This is a genomic window from Methylibium sp. Pch-M (assembly GCF_004136295.1).
GTDB lineage: Bacteria > Pseudomonadota > Gammaproteobacteria > Burkholderiales > Burkholderiaceae_C > Methylibium > Methylibium petroleiphilum.
In genome coordinates this window covers 143720-167573 of the sequence record NZ_CP029606.1, presented here as the reverse complement: position 1 = coordinate 167573, position 23854 = coordinate 143720, and the positions used below count along the sequence as shown (strand labels likewise).

The 23854-nt window shown below is 69.7% G+C and carries 23 protein-coding genes, 1 tRNA gene and 1 riboswitch; of the genes, 9 read left to right on the top strand and 15 right to left on the bottom strand.

All coding sequences use genetic code 11. From position 1 onward, the window contains the following. Window positions 1-7: 7 nt before the first annotated feature. The gene (locus C1M51_RS00765; protein ID WP_242499844.1) at window positions 8-2185 is read right to left on the bottom strand and encodes a protein-disulfide reductase DsbD; all 2178 of its coding nucleotides are present in this window, start codon (window positions 2183-2185) and stop codon (window positions 8-10) included. 366 nt (window positions 2186-2551) lie between these two features. Here C1M51_RS00765 and C1M51_RS00760 point away from each other — a divergent pair, with 366 nt between their 5' ends. Next, on the top strand, window positions 2552-3181 hold the full coding sequence (locus C1M51_RS00760; protein WP_165349725.1) for an OmpW family outer membrane protein: 630 nt from the start codon (window positions 2552-2554) through the stop codon (window positions 3179-3181). A 126-nt stretch (window positions 3182-3307) separates the two neighbouring features. Beyond that, complete coding sequence (locus tag C1M51_RS00755) at window positions 3308-3646, top strand: hypothetical protein (protein WP_129447801.1); 339 nt, start codon at window positions 3308-3310, stop codon at window positions 3644-3646. Between the two features lie 44 nt (window positions 3647-3690). Here the strand turns inward: C1M51_RS00755 and C1M51_RS18940 are convergent, their stop codons facing one another. Further along, window positions 3691-3858, bottom strand: coding sequence for a hypothetical protein (locus C1M51_RS18940; protein ID WP_162833819.1), 168 nt, complete (start codon window positions 3856-3858; stop codon window positions 3691-3693). Window positions 3859-3958: 100 nt separating this feature from the next. Further along, window positions 3959-5425 carry a serine/threonine-protein kinase gene (locus tag C1M51_RS00750; protein ID WP_165349622.1) on the bottom strand — a complete coding sequence of 489 codons (1467 nt, stop codon included), beginning with the start codon at window positions 5423-5425 and terminating at the stop codon, window positions 3959-3961. Window positions 5426-5712: 287 nt separating this feature from the next. Between C1M51_RS00750 and C1M51_RS00745 the strand changes: the two genes are divergently transcribed. Then, window positions 5713-5910, top strand: a complete 198-nt coding sequence (locus C1M51_RS00745; protein WP_129447799.1) for a hypothetical protein — start codon at window positions 5713-5715, stop codon at window positions 5908-5910. Window positions 5911-5963: 53 nt separating this feature from the next. Here the strand turns inward: C1M51_RS00745 and C1M51_RS00740 are convergent. From C1M51_RS00740 to C1M51_RS00690, 11 genes are all read right to left on the bottom strand, one after another. After that, window positions 5964-6039 (bottom strand) — tRNA-Asn (locus C1M51_RS00740). Between the two features lie 36 nt (window positions 6040-6075). Continuing rightward, window positions 6076-8220: a TonB-dependent siderophore receptor gene (locus tag C1M51_RS00735; RefSeq protein ID WP_129447798.1), complete on the bottom strand. Its 2145-nt coding sequence runs from the start codon at window positions 8218-8220 to the stop codon at window positions 6076-6078. A gap of 67 nt (window positions 8221-8287) precedes the next feature. After that, a riboswitch (TPP riboswitch) is annotated at window positions 8288-8399 on the bottom strand. 107 nt (window positions 8400-8506) lie between these two features. Beyond that, window positions 8507-9607 (bottom strand): NAD(P)/FAD-dependent oxidoreductase, encoded by a 1101-nt coding sequence (locus C1M51_RS00730; protein ID WP_129447797.1) that lies wholly within the window; start codon window positions 9605-9607, stop codon window positions 8507-8509. Between the two features lie 23 nt (window positions 9608-9630). Further along, a complete protein-coding gene (gene fdxA, locus C1M51_RS00725; protein WP_011829096.1) occupies window positions 9631-9954 on the bottom strand; it encodes a ferredoxin FdxA in 324 nt (107 codons plus the stop codon). A 52-nt stretch (window positions 9955-10006) separates the two neighbouring features. Next, window positions 10007-10795 (bottom strand): uroporphyrinogen-III C-methyltransferase, encoded by a 789-nt coding sequence (gene cobA, locus C1M51_RS00720; protein ID WP_129447796.1) that lies wholly within the window; start codon window positions 10793-10795, stop codon window positions 10007-10009. A 13-nt stretch (window positions 10796-10808) separates the two neighbouring features. Next, entirely contained in the window at window positions 10809-12092 is a 1284-nt protein-coding gene (locus C1M51_RS00715) for a sulfate adenylyltransferase subunit 1 (protein WP_129447795.1), read from the bottom strand. Between the two features lie 5 nt (window positions 12093-12097). Further along, window positions 12098-13057 carry a sulfate adenylyltransferase subunit CysD gene (cysD, locus tag C1M51_RS00710; RefSeq protein WP_129447794.1) on the bottom strand — a complete coding sequence of 320 codons (960 nt, stop codon included), beginning with the start codon at window positions 13055-13057 and terminating at the stop codon, window positions 12098-12100. Further along, on the bottom strand, window positions 13054-13803 hold the full coding sequence (locus tag C1M51_RS00705; RefSeq protein ID WP_129447793.1) for a phosphoadenylyl-sulfate reductase: 750 nt from the start codon (window positions 13801-13803) through the stop codon (window positions 13054-13056). The genes cysD and C1M51_RS00705 overlap by 4 nt, the downstream gene beginning before the upstream one ends. Continuing rightward, on the bottom strand, window positions 13800-14348 hold the full coding sequence (locus tag C1M51_RS00700) for a DUF934 domain-containing protein (protein ID WP_129447792.1): 549 nt from the start codon (window positions 14346-14348) through the stop codon (window positions 13800-13802). Before C1M51_RS00700 ends, C1M51_RS00705 begins: the two co-directional genes overlap by 4 nt. Further along, window positions 14345-16054, bottom strand: coding sequence for a nitrite/sulfite reductase (locus C1M51_RS00695; RefSeq protein WP_129447791.1), 1710 nt, complete (start codon window positions 16052-16054; stop codon window positions 14345-14347). The genes C1M51_RS00700 and C1M51_RS00695 overlap by 4 nt, the downstream gene beginning before the upstream one ends. Window positions 16055-16079: 25 nt before the next feature. After that, complete coding sequence (locus tag C1M51_RS00690; protein WP_129447790.1) at window positions 16080-16847, bottom strand: sulfite exporter TauE/SafE family protein; 768 nt, start codon at window positions 16845-16847, stop codon at window positions 16080-16082. Window positions 16848-16978: 131 nt separating this feature from the next. On the opposite strand from C1M51_RS00690, the gene C1M51_RS00685 reads away from it, so the two are divergent. Further along, entirely contained in the window at window positions 16979-17905 is a 927-nt protein-coding gene (locus C1M51_RS00685) for a patatin-like phospholipase family protein (RefSeq protein WP_129447789.1), read from the top strand. A 231-nt stretch (window positions 17906-18136) separates the two neighbouring features. Here the strand turns inward: C1M51_RS00685 and phaP are convergent, their stop codons facing one another. Further along, window positions 18137-18682: a TIGR01841 family phasin gene (gene phaP / locus C1M51_RS00680; protein ID WP_011829105.1), complete on the bottom strand. Its 546-nt coding sequence runs from the start codon at window positions 18680-18682 to the stop codon at window positions 18137-18139. A gap of 198 nt (window positions 18683-18880) precedes the next feature. On the opposite strand from phaP, the gene C1M51_RS00675 reads away from it, so the two are divergent. The 5 genes from C1M51_RS00675 to C1M51_RS00655 are packed head-to-tail and all read left to right on the top strand — an operon-like array spanning window position 18881 to window position 23742. Then, window positions 18881-19855, top strand: a complete 975-nt coding sequence (locus C1M51_RS00675; protein ID WP_129447788.1) for a histone deacetylase — start codon at window positions 18881-18883, stop codon at window positions 19853-19855. After that, the gene (locus C1M51_RS00670; protein WP_129447787.1) at window positions 19855-20316 is read left to right on the top strand and encodes a thioesterase family protein; all 462 of its coding nucleotides are present in this window, start codon (window positions 19855-19857) and stop codon (window positions 20314-20316) included. The genes C1M51_RS00675 and C1M51_RS00670 overlap by 1 nt, the downstream gene beginning before the upstream one ends. 28 nt (window positions 20317-20344) lie before the next feature. Next, window positions 20345-21286 carry a delta(1)-pyrroline-2-carboxylate reductase family protein gene (locus tag C1M51_RS00665; protein WP_129447786.1) on the top strand — a complete coding sequence of 314 codons (942 nt, stop codon included), beginning with the start codon at window positions 20345-20347 and terminating at the stop codon, window positions 21284-21286. Window positions 21287-21300: 14 nt separating this feature from the next. Beyond that, on the top strand, window positions 21301-22737 hold the full coding sequence (locus C1M51_RS00660) for a sodium:proton antiporter (RefSeq protein WP_129447785.1): 1437 nt from the start codon (window positions 21301-21303) through the stop codon (window positions 22735-22737). 12 nt (window positions 22738-22749) lie between these two features. Then, window positions 22750-23742 (top strand): D-glycerate dehydrogenase, encoded by a 993-nt coding sequence (locus tag C1M51_RS00655; RefSeq protein WP_129447784.1) that lies wholly within the window; start codon window positions 22750-22752, stop codon window positions 23740-23742. Window positions 23743-23854: the final 112 nt, after the last annotated feature.

Sequence of the window (23854 nt, the reverse complement as noted above, 5' to 3'; positions counted from 1 at the left end):
TTCGGAACTACAGGGTCGACAAGGCCTCGCGCACGAGACCTCCGGTGAGGATTTCCGGCAGCAGCAGCGGCTCGCGGCCGGGGCGCATCAGCACATACACGGGCACGCCGTTGCGACCGAGCCGGCCGAGCGCGGCGGTGATGCGCTCGTCGCGGTGGGTCCAGTCGGCGCGCATCAGTGCCACGTTGGAGCGGTTGAAGGCCTGCAGGGTTTCTTCGGTGTGCAGCACGAGCCGCTTGTTGACCTGGCAGCTCACGCACCAGGCGGCGGTGAAGTCGACGAAGACGGCCCGACCCTGCCCCAGATGCGCGTCGATGGCGGCCTCGTCATAGGCCTGCCAGGCCGTGTGGGGCGAGCCGGCGGTCGACGCTGTGCCGCGATCGGCCTGCGGCGACGCCGCCTGCTCGGATACCGGCCAGCCCCAGGCCAGCACGGCGACCAGCAGCACGGTCACTCCCGCGCGCGCCGCCACGCCGCGCCACACGCTCGCCAGCCACAGCCCGAACGCCAGGCCGACCAGCGCCACCAGCGCGCGCGTGCTGCCGTCGATGCCGGCTTGCTGGCCCAGCACCCACAGCAGCCACACGACGGTGGCGAACATCGGGAACGCCAGGCCTTGCTTGAGCCTCAGCATCCAGGGCCCGGGCCGCGGCAGCCGCGCGCGCCAGCCCGGCCGCAGCACCAGCAGCACATAGGGCCATGCCATGCCGAATCCGAGCGCCGCGAACACGCCCAATGCCTCGGCCGGCGGTTGCGCGATCGCGTAGCCGAGGGCCGCGCCCATGAACGGTGCCGTGCACGGGCTGGCCGCGACGACCGCGAGCACGCCGGATCCGAAGGCGTCCACCGCCGGTCGCTGTGCGCGCCATTGCGCCAGCCCTTGCGGCATCAGAAGGCTGAACTCGAACTGGCCTGCCAGGTTGAGCCCGAGGACGAAGAACAGCAGCGCCAGCGCGAACACCACGCCGGGCTCCTGCAGCTGGAAGCCCCAGCCCACGGCGCTGCCGGCCGCACGCAGCGCGAGCAGCGCTGCAGCGAGCGCGACGAAGCTGCACACCACGCCCACGCCGTACGCCAGCGCGTGCATTCGCAGGCGGCGGACGTCGCCCTCCTGCCGCGCGAGGCCGAGCAGCTTGATCGACAGCACCGGGAATACGCAGGGCATCAGGTTCAGCAACATGCCGCCCAGGAAGGCCAGGCCCAATGCCGCCAGCAGGCCCACGGGGGCGCTGCCGCGCAGCGAGGCGGGGACCCGATCCTCGGCCGCGGCGCGCGCGCCGGCGGGGACGGTGATCGTCGTGACGGGACGCAGCGGTGCGCTGAACTCGACCGAGCGTTGCGGGCCACCCCAGACGGCGGTTCCCGAGCCGCCGGGGTCGGCCTGCGCCACGGCGATGCCGTCGAGTCGGGCCGGCACCGTTGCGCCATCCAGCAGCTTCAGCTTCAGCGCATAGCCGCGCGGGCCGCGATAGAGCGCATGGCTCGCGGGTTCCAGCAACTGTTCCGCATACGGGAAGACATGCACCTCCGGTGCGTCGGCGGGCAGGTCGCCGGCTGCCGGTTCGAGCGTCAGCAGCAGGTCTCGTCCGACCTGCTGGACCTCCGCGGTCCACGCGGAGAGTGGCCCCGCCTGCGCCGCCGCTGCCTGCGCGAACAGTGCAGCGTGCATGCCTGGCGCGGCGCTGTCGGCGGTTGCCGCCTCGGCCACCGGCAACTGCAGTTCGAGCGCCGCCTGTTCGGGGATGCAGACGTCGTTGCACACCAGCCAGCGGGCCTGGGCCTGCAGCCTCAACGTGTCGCCCGGCCTCGCGTCGGCCGGCGCCGTGTACTGCAGCGGGAGCAAGACGTCGCCCTCGTAGCCGTAGTTGACCAGCGGGCCGATCGGCAGTCGTTCGGGCGCTGGCCATTCGATCTCGCCCATCCGGCTGCCGGGCGGCAGCGTCCAGCTCAGCGTCGTGGGCAGGCCCGAATCGCCCGGGTTGCGCCAGTAGGTGTGCCAGTGCGGGATGTGCTGGAGCTTCAGTCCGATCCTGAGCGTCTGACCCGCTGCCACCGCGCCGCGCTCGGCCACCAGTTCGGCCGTGACGTGGTCGGTGCGCACCGCAGCCGCCTGCGCCGCGCCGCCGAGGAGGAGGGCGGCCGAGGTGAGTGCCGCGATGAACAGGGGACCGAACGGTTGGGGCACGTTGCCGAGACTCCGGGCTGTATCGGGAAGCGGTGCGATTCTGAGGGCAGCGCGGAGTTCCGCCCTGCGGCAGGGTTGATGCGCCTCGGCGTGTGGGGATGCAAGCCGCGTGAGCGCTTGGCGCCCGTCGAAGTACAGCGGGCTTGTAGGGCGATGCACTGAGTCGCCGGCGGTGGCACCTGTGGCCCGGACCCGTAAGCCCTTGATTCCATTGCCTACGGATCGGGAGGCGTGCGCTCCGCTGCACCGGCGGTCTCTGGCACGCCTCGTGCGCCTGACGGGGTCGTGCCATGGGAGATCCACCGATCCGTGGCCTCTGCAACGGTGGATAACAAGGAGACCAAGACCGTGAAGACGATCCAGAAGATGGGGCGCATCGCCCTGGCTGCAACCTGCCTGCTCTCGGGCGCCGCGCTGCACGCCGAAGAAGGCCCTTGGATGATCCGCGCTCGCGCGCTGCTCATCGATCCGGACAACAAGTCCGACGCGATTCCGTCGCTGGCGGTCCCTTCCAACGCGGTCGAGGTCGACAGCCGCTGGGTGCCCGAACTCGACATCAGCTACTTCTTCAACAAGAACATGGCAGCCGAACTGGTGCTGGCCTACACCAAGCTGGACGTGAAGGTGAACGACAGCGCCATCGGCGCCTTCAATGCCGGCTCGTTCTACGCGCTGCCGCCGTCGCTGCTGCTGCAATGGCACTTCCTGCCGGACGGGGGCATCCGTCCCTACGTCGGCGCGGGGATCAACTACACGCACATCTCTCGCGTGAAGCTCTCGGTGCCGGGCGTGTTGCCGCTCTACCTCGACAGCAGCAGCGTCGGTCCTGCGTTGCAGGCCGGCATCGACTTCAAGCTCGACGGTCCGTGGTCGCTGAACTTCGACATCAAGAAGGCCTGGATCGAATCGGACGTCCGCACGGGCGCTGGTGTGCGCGTGAGCAAGGTCAAGCTCGATCCCATGCTGATCGGCATCGGCGTCGGCTACCGCTTCTGAACGCCGGGGGGCCGCGGCGCCCCGGCGCCATCCCCCTGAACCAGGGCCGTCCCCGCGGTGACGTCATCCTTCACCTGCGGGGGCGCGCGGCGTTCTCGCCGACGGCCGGGCCGACAGAATCGGAGCGTGAAGACGTCGCAATCCGAGTTGGACTTTGCCGATACGGTCCCCGCTGCACTGGCAGAGGCGGAGGCAGGAACCTGGTTCACCGGGGCGCGGGTCGGTGGCGCCTCGTCCGTCGACACCACGGCCTTGATCCACGAACTCGACACCAGCGTCAGCCTGCCGACTCGGGCGCGAGCAAGTCAAGGTTTCCGTGATGCGCCCGACCCCTACGGCCGGCGCGGCTATGACCGGCGCTACCCGGTGGTCACGGTCGTGAGCGCGATACGCCGTCGCCGCGTCGTTTGCACCATGGCGACGGCCGCCGTGCTGTTCGGGCTCGTCTCGCTCCTCGTCGGTTGACTGAGCGGTCGCCCGGCGCTGGGCCTGGACGGGCCGCCTGGAGGTCAGTGCTGAACGCCACCGACCCCGAGCTTCAGCAATAGCCGCAGGTACTCGAGTCGCGCGTGAAGTTCCGTCAGGTCCTGCACCAGGTCAGCCCAGAGCGCCTCGCGTGCATCGAGTGTCCGGTGAGCGGGCAGCGACGAAGGCTTGAGAGGGTCAGGTGTGTCCATGTCGGGCACTGGGGAGGTTGCAGAGCCCTCATGGTCTCGCTCGCTCCTCCCGTCGACAACCCCGTGTTCGGGGTGACGCGGCGGCATCGGCGCCGGTCGGTCAGAAGCGTCGGGTCTCGGCCGCCTCGCGGAGCTGCCGGCACTCCAGGCGGTTCGTGAAGCGAGGCTCCTCGCACCGTCGGTGAACGCAGAAGGGCCTCACGAAGAAATTGCGGTCGGCACAGAGTTCGGTCGGGCCGGCCGCGACAACACGCGACCGGCTGCTGCGCTTGGCACTCTGCGGTGGTTTCGCGGCTGTCTCGGTGCGCTTCGTGTCGGCGTTCTTCGGCGGTGAGACGGCGGGCCGGGCGTCCTCGGCCGCGGGCCCTGTCGATGCGGTGGTGGGGGTGTCAACCGCCGCCGGCGGCGGCTCGGCGCGCAGCGTGGTCGGCGCTGCCGCGGCCACGACCGGTGACCCGGCGGCAGCGCTCGCTCGCTCGCTGTTCTCGTTCGAACTCAAGGGCCACAGCATCGCGAGCGGAAGCAGCACGCTCAGGCTGGCCAGCGAGGGCCTGAACCAGGGGCGAGAGTGCTGCAGCGTGTTTCGGGGCGCCACGGGCGGCAGCCCGGCCACCGCCGCCGGTGGGGCTCGCAGAGGCCGAGGGGGCTCTGCCGCGACCACCAGCTCCTGTGCGCCGTGCGGGGCACGCGGCGCTGCCGCGCCCTCCAGTGCGCGGCGGAACGTCGCCACGTCCTGCGGGCGGTCTTCGGGCCGGACGGCGAGCCCCCAGTCGATGGCCGCCAGGAAGCCGTGCGAGAGGCCGGGAAACGGGCGCTCGGCGAGCCGGTGCATGTCGTCGTGGATCGAGCGCGCTGTCGACGCGGGCGGCGGCTTGCCCTCCAGCAGGAAGGCGACCAGGGCCGAGAGGGCGTAGAGATCGGTCCAGGGGCCTTGGCGAAGCCGCGTCGCTTCGGCGTACTGCTCGATCGGCGCGTAGTGCGGCTTGACCACGGCGGTGAGGAGCTGCGTTCGATCGCCGATCAGTCGGCGCGCGGCGCCGAAGTCGAGCAAGACCGGGAGGCCGGCGCCCGTCAGGATCACGTTGTCGGGCGCCACGTCGCGGTGGTAGATGCGCTCGGCATGCAGCAGCTGCAAGGCCTCGAGCAGCGGGTCGACGATCGAGCGCAGCCAGATCTCGGTGGGCGCTTGCGTCATCGAGCGCCGCAGCTCCCACAGCGTGGGTCCGCGAAGATAGGGCATGGCCATGTAGGCCGTGCCGTTGGCCTTCCAGCTGCTGTGGACCTTGACCATCGCGGGATGCGAGAACCTGGCGAGCAGCTTGGCCTCGTCGACGAAGGACTCCAGCGCGAGCGCGAACGTGGTGGCGTGGGTGAGGGAGCGCACCGTGACCTCGCAACCCTCGCCACGGCAGACCAGGTGAGAGGGCAGGAATTCCTTGATCGCTACATCGCGATCCAGCGCGTGGTCGCGGGCGAGGTAGACGATGCCGAAGCCACCGACCGCCAAGACACGGACGATTTCCATCTCGCCGAAGCGGGTGCCCAAGGGAAGAGCCAGTCGGTCCATCAGGGGATCTCGGTGTCGGCTGCCGTGGAGGATCGAGCGATGCGGAACGCGGCGCCGCATGCCGGACGCCGCTGCAGAGTCTTGCCCCTGGTGCCGGCCTCGTCTGTCGGACAGGACGGCGCCATGCCGTAGGACCGGGATCACAGCGCGGCGCAGCTTCGGGGACTAGGGGGCAAGCTTAGTCGCAGTGCGGGGAAGCCCGCTCCCCGATGTGCGGGGCGGCTGCGCGCCCGGTCTCGGGCCGCTCCTATGATGGAGCGGGACGGTGCGAATAGAGGGGAGACCCCATGACGATAAGAACCTGGACACTGACCCTCGAGTCAGGCCGACAGGGCGGCTTCACGCTGCGCGACGAACGCGGATTCGAGATCGAGAACGTGCGCGCGATCGAACCCAAGGGGCGCGATCCGGACGGCAACCCGATCCACGTCTTCGAGATTGCCGTGAACCTCAGGGAAGTGGCGGCGCAGCCGCAGCGGCGCTGACCGGCCCCGCAAAGCAAAAAGCCCCGCACTTGCGTGCGAGGCCTTGCTTTTCTTGGCTCCCCGACCTGGGCTCGAACCAGGGACCTACGGATTAACAGTCCGGCGCTCTACCGACTGAGCTATCGAGGAATTGAGCCGCAGATTATAGCGGCTTCGCTGTCGTGCTCACAAGTCCGCGCTGAGCGAGACGCGCCAGGTGCGCGGTGCCATGGGGTAGAGGTAGGCGTGCTCGAACTGGTAGGGCGATTCCTGCCAGGCGCGCCGATCGAGAACGTTGTCGACGCCGATGCGCCACACCAGCGTGCGCGTGTCGATCTTCTGGGCATAGCGTGCACCGAGGTCGACGCGTGCCCAGCCGGGAATGCGCGTTGCGCCGTCGTTCGGCAGCAGCGTGCGGTCGCTCTCGGCGACGATGCCGCCCTGCAGGCTCAGGCCGGCCAGGCCGGCCAGGCCGGCCACCGCGTAGTCGGTCTGCAGCTTGAAGACGCGCTCGGGCACGTTGGGCGGGCGCTGGCCGTCGACCGCGGGGTCGGCGCTGTCGGTGCGCTCGGCGTGCAGCAGCATCGCGCTGGCCGCCCAGGTCCAGGCGCCCGTGCGGGCCTCGACGCCGGCTTCGAGGCCGCGGTGCCGGGCGCTGCCGTCGCGCTGCAGCGGGCTGGGCACCACGGCGCCGATGCGCGCGTAGACGGGCCGGTCGATGTCGAAGGCCGTCAGGTTCCAGTTCAGCTGCTCCGTGCGGCCCTTGAGGCCGACCTCGAGCTGCCGGCTCTTCAGCGCGGGGAGCGCTTGCCCAGGGTTGCTGTAGCTGAGCGGCCGGTTCGGCACGACCTGCGATTCGATGCCCTGGCCCCAGCTCACGTAGCTCATCAGTCCGGGCTGCCACTCATAGTTGAGCGCGATCCACGGCGTGGTGACGTTCTGGCCGTAGCCGGTGGCCTCGGTGCCCGAGGTGGTGAGCGTGTCGCGGTGCAGGCGCGTGTGGCGCAGGCCGAGCCAGGTGCTGAGCGCGGGGGTGAGCTGGATCACGTCGCGCAGGTAGAGCTCGGTGTTGCGCTCCGTGCGATCCGTGTTGTCGCTCAGGTCCGCCGGGCCCGGTGGCGTGACGGCGCTGCCGTCGATGCTGCCCACCCCGGCGTAGGTGTAGATCTGCTGTTCGAGGCGTGCCTTGAAGCGTGTGAACAAGACGCCGGTCGTCAGTTGGTGTTCGAAGCCGGCAGTGGCGAAGCGGCCCTGCAGCGACAGATCGAGCGCGTTGGTGACGCGGCGCTCGTTCTCGCTGCGGAAGTCGTAGAGGTCGAAGCTGCCGTCGCTGCAGTAGCGGTCGTAGTTGCCCTCGGCGTCGCAGCCGTAGGGAAAGGCCAGGCGGTCGTCGGTGTGGAGCCGCTGCGTGCCGTAGTGCGCCTGGGCGCTCCAGTCGGCGTTCAATCGCTGCGTCAGGCGCAGGCTGGCGGTCTGTCCTTCCAGCACCACCGGCTGAGACCACGGCTGGTTGTTCAGGTTGATGCGCGGATCGATGCGGTTCGCGCTGGGCACGCGGTCACCGAGCAGGCTGAACGCCGGCTGGCTGGGCTGCGAGCGGCGGCTGGTCTCGACTTCGGCCTCGATCAGGGTGCCGGGCATGGGGCGCCAGTCGCCCGCCAGTGCGAACAGGTGGCGCTTGCCCTTCGCGGCGCGCAGTTCGGGGTCGAGGTGCTCGACCGCGGCGTTGACGCGCACACCGAAGGCCCGGTTGTCGCCGAAGCGGGTGCCCAGATCCACCGCGCCGAGCACGCTGTTCGCGCCGCGCCAGGCCAGCGTGGCGCTGCGCACCTCGACATCGGGGCGCTTGACGACGAGGTTCGCCAGGCCGCCCGGCGCGCTGGTGCCGGCCTGGATGCCGCTGGTGCCCTTCAGCAGTTCGATGCGCGACTTGTTGTCGAGCGCGATGGCCGTCTCGGCGTTGATCGGCAGCCCGTCGCGCCGGTAGTTGTAGCGCTGGTCGAGCACATAGCCGCGCACCGTGAGCGAGTCCCAGTAGCCCACGCTGTTGTACGCGTCGCTGACGCTGGCGTCGAGGCGGGTCAGCGCGCGCAGGTTCTGCGCCCCCGCATCCTGAAGTTGCACCTCGCCGATCACGCGCGCCTGCAGCGGGCTGCGCGTCAGCGGGATGTCGCCGAAGCCGGTGAGTTCGGCGCGGTTGCCTTCGCGGGGCGCCGAGATGCTGACCGTGGGCAGCGGAGTCGCTGCATCGTCAGCCGCCTGGGCGGTCGCGGTGCTGGCCAGCGTGGCGAGTGCCACGTGGGTGAGTGTGAACGGTCGAGACGTTGCCATCGTGCTTCCAATGCGACGGCAGGGCGGCGGTTCCGCAAGGTGGACGCGCCCCACAGGGCGGGGCGCGGCACACCGAAGATCGCTTCCCTGCGCGAGGATTACCTCAATCAGGTTCGAAGGGACTTTCTCAGTCGAGCCCGGCCTCTTGCGAGAGCGGGTCAACACCCCTAGCTGGCGTCGCGCGGTGCTGCGCGATGCAGTACGGATTATGACGCGCCGATCGGCAGCCGCCGAAAAAGAAAGAGCCCGCACGCGGCGGGCTCCTGATGCGGCGCGATGGAAGTGCTCAGTCGAACACCGGCGTTTCCACGCCCAGCACCTTGTGGAGCTTCGGGCTGGTGGTGGTGTACTGCAGGTGGATGCGCTTCTCGGGAAAGATGTAGGGCGCGGCGCCGAAAGCGGCCAGCGCGGCCTCGTGGAAGCCCGAGAGGATGAGCTTCTTCTTGCCCGGGTAGACATTGATGTCGCCGACCGCGAAGATGCCCGGGACATTGGTCTCGAACTTCTCGGTGTCGACCACGACCTGCTTGCGCTCGATGTTCAGGCCCCACTCGGCGATCGGGCCCAGCTTGGGGCTCAGGCCGAAGAACACCAGCAGCATGTCGAGCGGCACCACGCGGGTCACGCCGTCGCCGCCGGTCACCTTCACGCTGCGGAGCTGGCCTTCGGCCGCCTCGAAGCCGGTGACCTGGCCAACGATGAACTGCATCTCGTAGGCGTCGCACAGTTCCTTCATCTTCGCGACCGAGGCCGGTGCGGCCTTGAAGCCGTCGCGGCGGTGCACGAGGATCACGCTCTCGGCCTTGTTCGGGCCGTCCTGGACGAAGTTCAGCGTCCAGTCGAGCGCCGAATCACCGCCGCCCACGATCACCAGGTTCTTGCCGGCGAAGGCGCTCGGGTTGCGCACGCGATAGTGCAGCTGGCTGCCGTCGAACTGGTCGAGCCCGTCGACCTTCAGCAGCCGCGGCTGGAACGAACCCACGCCGCCGGCGATGAAGATGGTCTTGGTGATGAAGCGCGTGCCCTTGCTGGTCTCGAGGTCGAAGCGACCGTCATCGCGCTTGTTCACCAGCGTGACTTCCTGGCCCAGGTGGAAGGTGGCGCCGAAGGGCTCGATCTGCTTGAGCAGGTTGTCGGTGAGTTCCTTGCCGGTGCACACCGGCACGGCGGGGATGTCGTAGATCGGCTTGTCCGGATAGAGCTCGATGCACTGGCCGCCCGGGTAGGCGAGCGAATCGATGATGTGGGCCTTGATCTCGAGCAGGCCGAGTTCGAACACCTGGAACAGGCCGACCGGGCCGGCGCCGACGATGACCGCGTCGGTCTCGATCGGGCCGTCGTGGCTGTTCGCGGTGGCGGTGATGGCGGGGTTGATTTGCGGGTCCATGAGGAAAGGCAAGGTGGATTCGGTCAGCGGATCAGTTCGCCGAGCTTGTCGGTGCGGTCTTTCCAGTCGTCGGCATCGGGCAGGGCGGTCTTGCGCTTCGTGATGCTCGGCCACTTCTTCGACAGCTCGACGTTGATCGCGATGAACTGCTGCTGGTCGCCGGGCACGTCTTCCTCGGGCAGGATCGCATTGACCGGGCACTCGGGGATGCAGACGGCGCAGTCGATGCACTCGTCGGGGTCGATCACCAGGAAATTCGGGCCTTCGCGGAAGCAATCCACCGGGCAGACGTCGACGCAGTCGGTGTATTTGCAGCGGATGCAGGCTTCGGTGACGACGTGGGTCATGGCGGTTCGGGGTGGGTGAGGGACGGCGTCGAACGACGCAAAGCACACGATTTTAAGGGTTCGGGGTTTTCACGGAACGGGTCGCCGGGACGCAGGCGGGGTCTCGCGTCCGCAGGGCCTGCCGCGCGGCGACGTGCGGCAGGGCCGCGGCCCCGACACCGACCGTCACCACGGCGGGTCGGCCGCTGTGCAGTACGCTGGCTTCCGCCAGGGTGGCGACCCGATGATCGCTGCTCAACTGGTCGGTACAGCCGGCGCGCGAGACCACGCAGACCGGCGTCTCGGCCGGCCAGCCGGCGTCGCGCAGGCGACGGGCCAGCGCGGCGAGCTGGCGTCCTGCCATGTAGAACACCTCGGTGTCCGCGCTGCGGGTGGCCTGCAGTTCGCCGGCACGCGTCATGGCCGTGCTGAGGCTGACACTGCGGCCGCTGCCGCGGCGCGTCAAGGGGCGTTGCGTTGCCGCTGCAGCGGCAATGGCGGCGGTGACGCCGGGCACCACTTCAGCGGTCAGCCCCTCGGCCGCCAGTGCCAGCAGTTCTTCTTCCAGGCGGCCGAACACGCTGGGGTCGCCGCCCTTGAGACGCACGACGCGCAGGCCCTGGCCGGCGAACTTGACCAGCAGGGCATTGATGCGTGTCTGGCCGGTCGCATGGCAGAAGCCGCGCTTGCCGACGTCGATCCAACGTGCCTGCGGCGCCAGTTCGCGCAAGGCCGGATCGGTGAGCGCGTCGAACAGCACCACCTCGGCCTCGGCCAGGCGGCGCGCACCGCGCACGGTGATCAGGTCGGCCGCGCCCGGGCCGGCACCGATGAAGACGACGGGCGGGAGACCGCTGTCCATCACGCCGGCCACGTCAGGCCGCCGCGGCGACCAGCAGCGCGCCGCTGGTGCGGTTGCTGGCCGGGTCGACGATGATCAGCGCACCGCCGATGCGGTTGGCCGCATAGGCCTCCACCGGCAGTGGCGCCTGCGCCTCGATCTGCACCTGGCCGATCTCGTTGACGGCGAGTTCGTGCGCGTCGGTGTCTTCCAGCGTGTGGATGTCGCGCCGGCTGTCGATGGCCGTGATGCGCGCCTGCACCCAGCGATGACCGTGGCGCAGCCAGTACTTGCGGCCGACCTGCGCCGGCTCGGTGTCGAGCCAGGCCAGCGTGGCGGCGAATTGCCGCGTCGTCTGCAGCGGCGCGGCACTGGCGATCCAGTCGCCGCGCGAGATGTCGAGCTGGCGGTCGAGCACCAGGCCCGCCGACTGGCCGGCCTCGCAGGCCTCGACCACCGCGCCGGCGTGGCGCACCTCGGCCACGACGGCGGTCTGGCCGCTCGGGAACACCTGCACCGTGTCGCCGGCGCGCACGCTGCCGTGGGCGATGCGGCCCCACGCCGTGCGCGGCTGGTGGCCGGTGCCCTGTTCGCCCTGCTTGGCGACGTATTGCACCGGGATCAGCAGGGCGCCGTCATGGCGCTCGTCGGTGGCGGGCAGCGTGTGCAGCAGCTCCAGCAGCGTGGGGCCGCTGTACCAGTGCCAGACGGCCGAGCGCACCGTGGCGTTGTCGCCGCGCAGCGCCGAGACCGGCACGATGCCCGCCGTCACGATGCCGGCCTGGGTCGCGAAATGGTTCAACGCCTCGCTCACTGCGGCGAAGGCCTCCTCGGCGTCGGCGTCGATCGCGTCGAGCTTGTTGATCGCGAACACGATGCTCGGCACGCGCAGCAGCTGCGCGAGCAGCGAGTGGCGGCGCGTCTGCGGCAGCAGCTGCACGGGCTTCGAACGCCAGTCGAGCTTGGTGATGTCGACCAGCACCACCGCGGCGTCGCTGCCGGCGGCAGCGGTGACCATGTTGCGCGTGTACTGCTCGTGGCCCGGCGCGTCGGCGATGATGAACTTGCGCTGGCGCGTGGCGAAGTAGCGGTAGGCCACGTCGATCGTGATGCCCTGTTCGCGCTCGGCCTCGAGCCCGTCGGTCAGCAGCGACAGGTCGATCGCGCTGCCGGCGGCGCGCTTCTCGAGCGCGTCGAGCTGGTCGGCCAGGATGGCGCGGCTGTCGTAGAGCAGGCGGCCGATCAGCGTGCTCTTGCCGTCGTCGACGGAGCCGGCGGTCAGGAAGCGCAGCGCGCGGTGTTGGAGTTCGTCGTTCATGGTGTTCAGAAGTAGCCTTCCTTCTTGCGCCGTTCCATCGAGGCGTCGGAAGTGCGGTCGTCCATGCGCGTCGCGCCGCGCTCGCTGACCGTGACGGTGAGCGTCTCGGCCACGATCTCGGCCGCGCTGGCGGCCGGGCTCTCGACCGGGCAGGTGCAGGTCATGTCACCCACGGTGCGGAAGCGCACCAGCGCTTCCTCCACCGTCTCGCCGGCCTCGGGCGGCGTCACGTCGGTCAGCGGCACCAGCAGTCCCTTGCGGCGGATCACCTGACGCTGGTGTGCGAAGTACAGGTTCGGCAGCGGGATGTTCTCGCGGGCGATGTAGAGCCACACATCGAGTTCGGTCCAGTTGCTGATCGGGAACGCGCGGAAGTGTTCGCCCGGCTTGATGCGCGTGTTGAACAGGCTCCAGAGCTCCGGGCGCTGCTCCTTCGGCTGCCATTGGCCGAAGCTGTCGCGGTGGCTGAAGATGCGTTCCTTGGCGCGCGCCTTCTCCTCGTCGCGGCGGGCGCCGCCGATCAGGCAGTCGAAGCGGTGCTCCTCGATCGCCTCGAGCAGCGTCACGGTCTGGTGGCCGTTGCGCGACTCCAGCGGGTGCGACAGGCGGATCGTGCCGCGCTGGATGGAGTCCTCGAGGTGGCCCACGACCAGGCGCTCGCCCATCTCGGCGATGCGGCGGTCGCGGAACTCGATGACCTCGGGGAAGTTGTGGCCGGTATCGACGTGCAGCAGCGGGAAGGGCAGGCGGCCCTCGAACTCGTTGCCCTGCCTGCGCATCTTGAAGGCCTTCTCGGCCAGGCGCAGCACGACGCAGGAGTCCTTGCCGCTCGAGAACAGCAGGGCCGGGCGCTCGAAGGCGCCGGCGACCTCGCGCAGGATGAAGATGGCCTCTTCCTCGAGCGCATCGAGATGTCGGTGATCGATTTCGGGCAGCAGTTGGTTCATGTCGAAGGGCGCATTCATTGGGGAGCTCCGATCGCGGAGACCGCGGCCGCTTCCTGATGGACGTGCAGGCCGCATTCCTTGGCGGTCTCGTCCTCCCACCACCAGCGGCCGGCGCGGAAGGGTTCGCCCACGGCGATCGCACGGGTGCAGGGTGCGCAGCCGATGCTGGGCATGAACTGGTCGTGCAGCGGGTTGTAGGGCACCTGGTGGCGCTCGATGTAGTGCCACACGTCGGCCCAACTCCAGTCGGCCAGTGCGTTGAGCTTCAGGCGGCCGGCGTCGTCGTGGTCGCGGAACGGCACCTCGCCGCGCGCGTCGGACTGCTCTCGGCGCAGGCCGGTGATCCAGGCACCGCGCTCGGCCAGCATGCGCGACAGCGGCTCGAGCTTGCGGATGCCGCAGCAGCCCTTGCGCAATGCGAGGCTCCGATACATGGCCTCCTCGCCGTTGGCGCGCACGAATTCGATCACCGCCTCGTTCTTCGGGCGGTAGACCTCGACCGCCAGGCCGTAGTGCTGCTCGATGCGGTCGATCAGCGCGCTGGTCTCGGCGTGCAGCTTGCCGGTCTCGAGCGTGCCGATCGCGATCGGCAGCGCGTGGCGGGCGATCAGGTCGGTGATCACCATGTCTTCCGCGCCGAGGCTGGTGGCCTGCACGATGCGCCCGGCGTGCTCGGCCGCCGCGTCGCGCAGCCGCTCCACGGCTTGCGCCACGCGCGCCTCGAAGCCTTCGGTGGCCCGCGCATACAGCGCGATCGCGCTCATATCGCCGCTCCCTGGCCGACGAACTCCTGCGCCGGTTCGGCGACGAGGGCCTCGACGGCCGCCGCCGGCAGCGCGAACAGCGGGTGGTTGTCGCGCGCGTCGCCCTGGTAATGGCCGCGGAAGAATCCGAGCGCACGCTCGGCCACCTCGACGGACTGGTCGCCGCGCAGCGCCACGGCGTCGAAGCCGGTGCGGGCCAGCAGCGGCATCATGTCCACCAGCACGTCGCCGGTGGCGCGCACCTCGCCCGTGAAGCGATAGCGCGAACGCAGCAGCCGGGCCTGCGTGTAGGCGCGGCCGTCCACCCACTTCGGGAACTGCAGCGCCACCAGCGCCAGCCGCGGCAGGTCGCCCTCCAGTTCCTCGATGTCGGTGTCGTTCGGCACGATCACGCCGACCGGCAGGTCCGCCGGCCACACGCTGCGCACGCCGTGCCATTGGGTCAGCGTCAGCAGGCGCTGCGGAGCCGGCGTGATGGTGACCATCGGGCCGTCCTCGCCGCCGACGGTGCGCCAGGCATCGCGATGGATGTCGATGAACTTCATGCGGCCACCTTCGCCGTGCTGCGGCGCACCGCGTTGGCGGCGGTCTTGAAGGGCTCGAGACCGACGCGCCGCACGGTGTCGATGAAGCGCTCGTTCGCGGCGCGCTGGCCCCGGTAGGTCTCGATCACCGCCTCGACGGCGTCGGCCACCTCGTCGGCCGCGAACGACGGGCCGATCACCTTGCCCGGCACCGCCGAGGCCAAGCCGCCACTCAAGGCCGAGCCGTCGGAGCCGCCCAGCGTGACCTGGTACCACTCGGCGCCGTCCTTGTCGACGCCGAGGATGCCGATGTGGCCGCTGTGGTGGTGACCGCAGGAGTTGATGCAGCCGCTGATGTGCAGGTCGATGTCGCCGATGTCGTAGAGCTCATCGATGTCGGCAAAGCGCTCGGTGATCTGCTCGGCCACCGGGATCGAGCGCGCGTTGGCCAGGCCGCAGAAGTCGCCGCCGGGGCAGGCGATCATGTCGCTCAGCAGGCCGATGTTGGGCGTGGCGTAGGCAGCGTCGCGTGCGGCCTGCCACAGTGCGTACAGGTCTTCCTCGCGCACCCAGGGCAGCAGCAGGTTCTGGTCGTGCGTGACTCGCGTCTCGCCATGCGAGTAGCGGTCGGCCAGGTCGGCGGCCAGGTCGAGCTGCTTGTCGGTGGCATCGCCCGGCGCCTGACCGGCGCGCTTGACGGACAGCGTGACCGCGCGATAGCCGGCGAGCCGGTGGCCGTGCACGTTGCGCTCCAGCCACTTGCGGTAGGCCACGGGGGCGTCGGCCGGGGCACCGTCCCCGGCGCTCGCGTGGGCGACAACGCCGTCGGGCAGCACGAAGCAGGCCGACACGCGGTCCAGCTCGGACTGCGGGATCAATTGCGCATCGCCGTCGACGTCGCGGCTCAGGATGGCCTCGAACTCCTTGCCCACCTGTTCGATGAAGCGCTCGCCCTCGGCCTTGACCAGGATCTTGATGCGCGCCTTGTACATGTTGTCGCGCCGGCCGTAGCGGTTGTAGACGCGCACGATCGCCTCGATGAAGACGAGGATCTGGTGCCAGGGCAGGAACTCGCGGATCACCACGCCGGGGATCGGGGTGCGCCCCATGCCGCCGCCGACCAGCACGCGGAAGCCCACCTCGCCGGCGTCGTTCTTGTGCAGGTGCAGGCCGATGTCGTGCCAGGCGGTCGCGGCGCGGTCCTCGATGGCACCGGTGACGGCGATCTTGAACTTGCGCGGCAGGAAGGCGAACTCCGGATGCAGCGTGGTCCACTGCCGCAGGATCTCGCAATAGGGCCGCGGGTCGACGATCTCGTCCGGCGCCACGCCGGCCAGCGCGTCGCTGGTGGTGTTGCGGATGCAGTTGCCGCTGGTCTGGATGCCGTGCATGTCGACGTCGGCCAGCAGGTCCATCACGTCGGCGCTCCGCTCGAGCGGGATCCAGTTGTACTGGACGTTCTGGCGCGTGGTGAAGTGCGCATAGCCGCGGTCGAACTCGCGGGCAATCCGCGCCAGCTGGCGCAGCTGGCGGCTGCTCAGCTCGCCGTAGGGAACCGCCACGCGCAGCATCGGCGCATGGCGCTGGATGTACCAGCCGTTTTGCAGCCGCAGCGGACGGAACTCGTCGTCACCCAGCGTGCCGGCGCGGTTGCGCTCGAGCTGGTCCCGGAATTGCGCGGCGCGCTGGTGCACGAAGGCGCGGTCGAAGGGGGTGTATTGGTACATCGTTCGTCTGTCAAACCATCGAGGTTCAGTAAATGACCTTCACACCGGCGGTGACCAGCGCGGTGCAGAGAAATCCGCGGACCAGCCGGTCGGGCAACTTGCGGGTGAGCTGGGCGCCGACCCAGATGCCGGGGATCGAGCCGACCAGCAGCGTGACCAGCAGGAGCCAGTCCACATGGCCCAGCGTGGCGTGTCCGATGCCCGCGACCAGCGTCAGCGGCACGGCGTGCGCGATGTCGGTGCCGACCAGCCGGCGGGTCTCGATGCGCGGGTGAAGCAACAGGATCAGGGTGGCGCCGATCGCGCCCGCACCGATCGAGCTCAGCGAGACCAGCACACCCAGCACGACGCCCGAGGCCACCGTCCAGGCCGCCTTGCGCTCCTGCGGCAGCCAGCGCTCCAGCTTCAGGCCGACCGCATGCCAGGCCTGCCGGTAGGCCACCGTGACCGCGGTGATGAGCAGGGCGATGCCGAGCGCCAGAGTCAGGGCGCTGGCCCAGGCCTTGGTGACGCCGGTCGCGTGCATCAGGGCGATCGTCGCCAGCGCCGCCGGGATGCTGCCCATCAGCAACTGCTTCAGGATGTCGTTGTCGATGTGCTGCTGCCGCCAATGGGCGATGGAACCCGAGATCTTCGTCAGCCCGGCGAACCAGAGATCGGTCCCGATGGCCACCGCCGGCGGCAGCCCGAACACGCCCAGCATCAGCGGCGTCATCAGCGAACCGCCGCCGACGCCGGTCATGCCGACAATGGCGCCTACGCCGAAACCGATCAACACCGCGATGAAGTCCATGAATGCCTGTTGCACTGCCGCAAAAATGCGGCAGTGTCGAACTGTAGGGACCGCATGAGCAAATGCGAACAACAGATAAATGAGTTGCTTATCCGTCAGAGGAATAAGGAATCTTGGATCGAGCCGGTTTGATGTCTGACAACCTGCCCGTCTCGCACCGGCGGCGGCGCCTGCTCGCCGGCGCGGGGGGGCTGCTGGCGCTGGCCGGCTGCTCGACGACAGCGCCACCCGCCACGGCTCCCGTGCCGCCCACCGTGGCTGCCCCGTTGCCACCGCCCCGCCCGCCACGCATCGGCCTCGCGCTCGGTGGCGGCGCGGCCCGCGGCTTCGCCCACATCGGCGTGATCCAGGTGCTGGAGGAGCAGGGGATCCGGCCCGACCTCGTGGTCGGCACTTCGGCCGGCAGCCTGGTGGCGGCCCTGTGGGCGGCCGGCCACAGTGGCGCCGAACTCGGCGCGCTGGCCGAGAGCATGGATGAATCGGCCCTGACCGACTGGATGTATCCCGGGCGCGGCCTGCTGCGTGGCGAGGGCCTGGCGCGCTACGTGCGTGAGCACACCGACGGCCGGCAGATCGAGACCATGAAGCTGCCGCTCGGCATCGTCGCCACCGATCTGGCAAGCGGCGAAGCCATCCTGTTCCAGCGCGGCGACCCGGGCGTCGCGGTGCGGGCGTCGAGCGCGGTGCCGGCGGTGTTCCAGCCGGTCCGCATCGGTGCCCGCGAATACGTCGACGGCGGTCTGGTCGCGCCGGTGCCGGTCCAGTTCGCCCGGCAGATGGGGGCCGAATTGGTCATCGCGGTGGACATCTCCGCAGCCACCGAGGGCCAGCCGACCGGCGACGCTCTCAAGATGTTGCTGCAGACCTTCGCGATCATGGGCCGCAACCTTGGCCAGTACCAGTTGCGCGAGGCCGACGTGGTGATGCGTCCCAAGCTGCAGGGCGTGTCAGGCGCCGATTTCGGCGCCCGCCGACTGTCGGTGCTGGCCGGGCGCGAGGCCGCGCTGACAGCGCTGGCCGATCTGCGTACCCGCATCGCAGCCAAGACGCATCGCTGACGCGACGAAGGAAAGTCGCCGCACCAATAAAAACGGCCCGGAGCAAGTCCGGGCCGAAAGGTACCTGGAACCGATGTTCGCGAGGGTACCGAGGAGACAACCTAACGGTCAGACGCCACGGGCAGCGCGGCGTCTCACACCCATCAGATGGAGGGCAGTCTCACAAGTTCAACACGCCACGTAAAGAAAAGTGGCGTCCGCCGGGCGGACAGGCTGCCCGGCCTGGGCAGATCAGCGGCGCGCCTTGGTGGCGGCAGCGGTGGCCTTGACGGCGTTGGTGTTCAGCGCCTGGAAGTTGGCTTCGGCCACGTCCTGGGCTTGCTTGGCGGCCTTGGTCACGCTCTCGAGCGCGTTGTTGGCAGCGGCGACGGCCGACTTCACCAGCGCGGCGGCGTTCTCGGTGCCCGCCGGGGCGTTCTTGATCGCGGTGTCGACGACGGCCAGGAAGCTCTTCTGCGCTTCGCTGATCTTGCCTTCGGCGATCTTGCTCACTTCGGCATTGGTGCCCGAGGCGATGTCGTACAGGTGACGGCTGTAGGCGGCGGCCTTCTCGGCGGCGGGTTGCAGCAGGTTGGCTTGCAGCGCCAGCAGTTCTTGCGCGTCCTTGGCCGACAGGGTGGCCTTGGCATGCTCGGCGACTTCGCCGAGGCCGGACTTCGCGACTTGCAGGTTCAGCTCGACGAGCTTCTCGACGCCTTCGAAGGCCTTGTTGGTGAGACCGAACAGGGTCTCGAGGTTGGCCTTGTGCGCAGCGATGATTTGTTCGGCGGTCAGCATGTGGAGGTCTCCAAAGGTTGCGGGTCGGTGGGGCTGCAACGTTTGGTGCACTGCAGCATGGAAAGAAGTATACGGGTACAGCGGCCGCTTTCAAGGCTTTTTTGTTGCGTTGCAGCAATCTAGTTGCCGGCCTCTAGAAGGGCCTGGAAACGGGCTGCCGGACGACCCTGTCGAACGCGCGACACAATCCGCCCTCCCATGCACGCCTACTACAGCGACCACTACGTCCTGCCGCTGCCGGCGGGCCATCGCTTCCCGATGGCGAAGTACCGGATGCTGCGGGACCGGCTGGCCGCCGAGCTGCCGGCGTTGCAACTGGTCGAGGCGCCGGCCGCCAGTGACGGCGAGCTGGCGCTGGCGCACGAGCCGGCTTGGGTGAACGCGGTGCTGGAGGGCACGCTGAGCGCCGCGCAGCAGCGCGAGATCGGTTTCCCCTGGTCGGAGGCGATGGTCGAGCGCTCGCGCCGCTCGGTGGGCGCGACGATCGCCGCCGCGCGCCGTGCTCTGGAGGAAGGCGTGGCGGCCAACCTGGCGGGGGGCACCCACCATGCGTCGGCCGACAAGGGCTCGGGCTACTGCGTCTTCAACGACATCGCGGTCGCCGCGCGGCTGATGCAGGCCGAATGGCACCGGGCGCGGCGCATGCTGCTGCGTGTCGCGGTGATCGACCTCGATGTGCACCAGGGCAACGGCACCGCAGCGATCTTCCGCGACGACCCGACCGTCTTCACGCTCTCGCTGCACGGCGAGAAGAACTTCCCGTTCCGCAAGGAGGCGAGCGACCTCGACGTCGAACTGCCCGACGGCTGCCGCGATGCGGCCTACCTGGCGGCGCTGGACGGGGCGCTCGCCACCTTGTGGGCGCGGCACCGCGACGCGCCACCCGGCCTGGTGTTCTACCTGGCCGGCGCCGATCCGCACGAAGGCGACCGGCTCGGCCGCCTGCGGCTCAGCGCGGCGGGGCTGGCCGAGCGGGACCGGCGCGTGTTCGCCGCCTGCGCCGAGCGCGGGATCCCGGTGGTCATGACGATGGGGGGCGGCTACGGCGTGAACATCGACGACACCGTGGCGGTCCAGCTGGCGAGCTACCGAGAGGCGCTCGCCGGCTGGTCGGCCTGGCGGGCGCGGGCGACGGTCACCGCCGGTGGGGCGGCCGCCACCGGCCTCCGATAATGGGCCGCATGTCCGAGAGCCCGCCGCCTCCCGACCGACCTGCGCCGCGACCGCGCGGTGACTTCCGCTGCTTCCGCGCCATCGCCACGCGCTGGATGGACAACGACGTCTACGGGCACGTCAACAACGTCGTCTATTACAGCTACTTCGATACGGCGGTGAACGGCTACTTGATCGACGCCGGCGTGCTGGATATCCACGCCGGGCCGGTGATCGGCCTGGTGGTCGAGACGCAATGCCGCTATTTCGCGCCGCTGGCCTTCCCGCAGGCGATCGAGGCCGGCCTGCGCGTCGCGAGCCTGGGCCGCTCCAGCGTGCGCTACGAGGTCGGGCTGTTCGCCCATGGCGACGTGACGAGCGCTGCGCACGGCCACTTCGTGCATGTCTACGTGGACCGCGCGACACGCCGCCCGGTCGAGTTGCCGGCGGCGCTGCGACAGGCGCTGGAAGCGCTGCAGTGACGGGGGCACCGCGGCGGAGGGGGGTGGCATGACCGGGCGGCCGACGGCGGCGCTGCCGGTGTTCGACGCCGAGGCCACCGCGGCGCTGCTGCCGGCGGCCGCGCTGGTCGATGCCGTCGCCGATGCCATGCGCGCCCGGCGGGCAGGGCGGCTGACGGCACCCGCGCGCGGCGTCCTGCCGCTGCCGGAGGGCGGCCGCTACCTGGTCATGCCCGCCGCCGACGAGCACCTGGCCCTCACGAAGTCGCTCACCGTCCATCCGGGCCGGTCCGCACACGGCCTGCCGACGATCCAGGGGCAGGTGCTGGTGGCCGACGCGCGCGACGGCCGGCCACTGATGCTGCTGGACGGCCCGACGCTCACCGCGCGCCGCACCGCCGCCGTCACGGCGCTCGGCCTGCGCGGACTCTCGACCACGCCGGTCCGGTCGGTGGCCTTGCTGGGCACCGGTGCGCAGGCGCTGGCGCACGCGCGCGTGCTGGCTGCACTGGGCGAAGTGAGGGCGCTGCATGTCGTGGGCCGGACGACGGCGCAGGCCGAAGCGTTCGCCGATCGGCTGGCGGCCGAGTTGAGCGGTGTCGAGCTCACGGCACACGCCCATCTTGCCGACGCCCTCCGGACAGCGCAGGCAGTCGTGACCCTGACCACGAGCCTGCGGCCGGTCTTGCCGGACGAACTGCCCGCCGGCCTGCTGGTGGTCGGCGTCGGGGCTTTCACGCCGCAGATGGCCGAACTGCCGCCGGCGCTGCTGCTCGCGCGCCGTGTCGTCGTCGACGCGCTCGACGGCGCACGCCACGAGGCCGGCGACCTGATCCAGGCGGCAGTGGTCTGGTCCGGCGTCACCGAACTCGTCGACCATCTCGATGCCCGGCCGGAAGGCGGCGCCGCACCGGTGTTCAAGACCGTCGGCCATGCCGCCTGGGATCTGGCGGCGGCCCACGTCGCGCAGCGTATGCTCACGGCTTCCTGACAACTGATATATCAATGCTGACCGTCTCACTCCACCCCCGCAGCGCCGTGCGATGGCGTTGCATCCTGCTGGCGCTGGTCGGTTGCCTGCCCGCCGTCGCGGGGGCGGCCGAGATCGACGGCAGTGCCCTCGGCGCGGTTTGGGCGGTCCCGTTCGCAGGCATCCTGCTGTCGATCGCCCTGATGCCGCTGGTGGTGCCCGCCTTCTGGCACCACCACTACGGCAAGGTCGCGCTCGGCTGGGCGGCGGCCTTCATGCTGCCGTTCGGCGCGCTGTTCGGCGCCGGCGCCGCCGCCGCGGCATTGGTTCACGCCGCGCTGGCGGAGTACATCCCGTTCATCATCCTGCTGACCGCGCTGTTCACGGTGGCCGGCGGCATCCACATCCGCGGCAACTTCCACGGCAGCCCGGGCTTCAACGCGGTGCTGATGGCGATCGGCGCGGTGCTGGCGAGCTTCATGGGCACCACCGGGGCGTCGATGCTGCTGATCCGGCCGCTGATCCGCGCCAACGACAACCGCCGGCACGCGGCGCATGTGGTCATCTTCTTCATCTTCATCGTCTCGAACGCCGGTGGTTCGCTGACGCCGCTGGGCGACCCGCCGCTGTTCCTCGGCTTCCTGAAGGGGGTGGACTTCTTCTGGACGGTGCAGCACATCTTTCCCGAGACGCTGTTCCTGGTCAGTGCACTGCTGGCCATCTTCTACGTGATCGACCGCCACTACTACGTGAAGGAAGGTGTGTGCCCGGTCGACCCGACGCCCGACACGCCGAGCTTCGCGATCGAGGGCAAGGTCAACCTGCTGCTGCTGGGCGTGGTGGTCGCACTGGTGCTGATGAGCGGCACCTGGCAGCCGGGCGTCGAGTTCGGGGTCTTCGGCACCCCGGTCGGCCTGCCGCAGCTGGTGCGCGACGTGGCGCTGGTCGGCGTGACCCTGCTGTCGCTGAAGCTCACGCCGCGCGGCGTGCACGACAGCAACCAGTTCAACTGGGCGCCGATGCTCGAGGTGGGCAAGCTGTTCGCCGGCATCTTCCTCACCATCGCGCCGGTGCTGGCGATGCTGAAGGCCGGCCCGGCGGGCGTGTTCGGTCCGATCGTCGGGCTCGTCACCGCGCCCGACGGACAACCGATCCCGGCCATGTACTTCTGGGCTTCGGGGCTGCTGTCGAGCTTTCTCGACAACGCGCCGACCTACCTGGTGTTCTTCAACCTGGCCGGCGGCGACCCGCAGGTGCTGATGACGACGCTGGCACCGGTGCTGGCGGCCATCTCGGCCGGCTCGGTCTTCATGGGCGCGAACAGCTACATCGGCAACGCGCCCAACCTCATGGTCAAGGCGATCGCCGAGGACCGCGGGCTCCGGATGCCCAGCTTCTTCGGCTACATGGTCTGGAGCTGCGGCATCCTGCTGCCGCTGTTCGCGGTGATGACCTTCATCTGGTTTCTCTAGGAGCAAGAACGCATGGACAAGGTCCTGGTGGCGCGTGCCGCCTTCCCCGACATCATCGATCGACTGCGCGCGCACTTCGACGTCGAGGACAACCCGAGCGACACGGTGCTCGACAAGGCGCAGCTGATCGCGCGCCTGCAGGGCAAGGTCGGTGCCTTCACCACCGGCAGCGAACGCATCGATGCCGAGGTGCTGGCGGCCTGCCCGCAGCTGCGCGCGGTCTGCAACATGGCGGTCGGTTACAACAACATCGACGTGGCCGCCTGCACGGCGCGCGGCGTGATCGTCACCAACACGCCCGACGTGCTGACCGAGACCACCGCCGACTTCGGCTTCGCGCTGATGATGGCCGCCGCACGCCGCATCGCCGAGTCGGAACACTACCTGCGGCGCGGCGAATGGACGAAGTGGCACTACGACCAGCTCGTCGGCTCCGACGTGCACGGCGCCACGCTAGGCATCCTCGGCATGGGTCGCATCGGCCAGGCGATCGCACGGCGCGGCGCGCTCGGTTTCGGCATGCCGGTGATCTATCACAACCGTTCGCGGCTGGCGCCGGAGATCGAGGCCACCCTGAACGCACGCTACGTCGACAAGGCCACGCTGCTGCGCGAGTCCGATCACCTGGTGCTGGTGCTGCCGTACTCGGCGGCTTCGCACCATGCGATCGGCGCGGCCGAGCTGACGCAGATGAAGCCGACCGCCACGCTCACCAACATCGCGCGTGGCGGCGTGGTGGACGACGCGGCGCTGGCCGAGGCGCTGAAGGCGCGCCGCATCGCCGCGGCCGGGCTCGACGTGTTCGAGGGCGAACCGAAGCTGAACCCGGCATTGCTGGAATTGCCCAACGTCGTGCTCACGCCGCACATCGCCAGCGCCTCCGTCGCCACGCGCCGCGCGATGGCGAGCCTGGCGGTCGACAACCTGATCGCGTCGCTGGGCTGCGGGCCGCAGGCCGGTCGTCCGCCGACGCCGGTGAACCCGGAGGTGTTGGCGCCGCGCTGATCGGAGAGCCTCACGCGAGGCCGTCTCGGCGTTTTCCCGCAAGTAGAGCGGGAGCTTTTCCCGGTCGTTGACAGCTTGTTGTCAGTTTGAATGGCGGTTGTGCTTTCGAGCA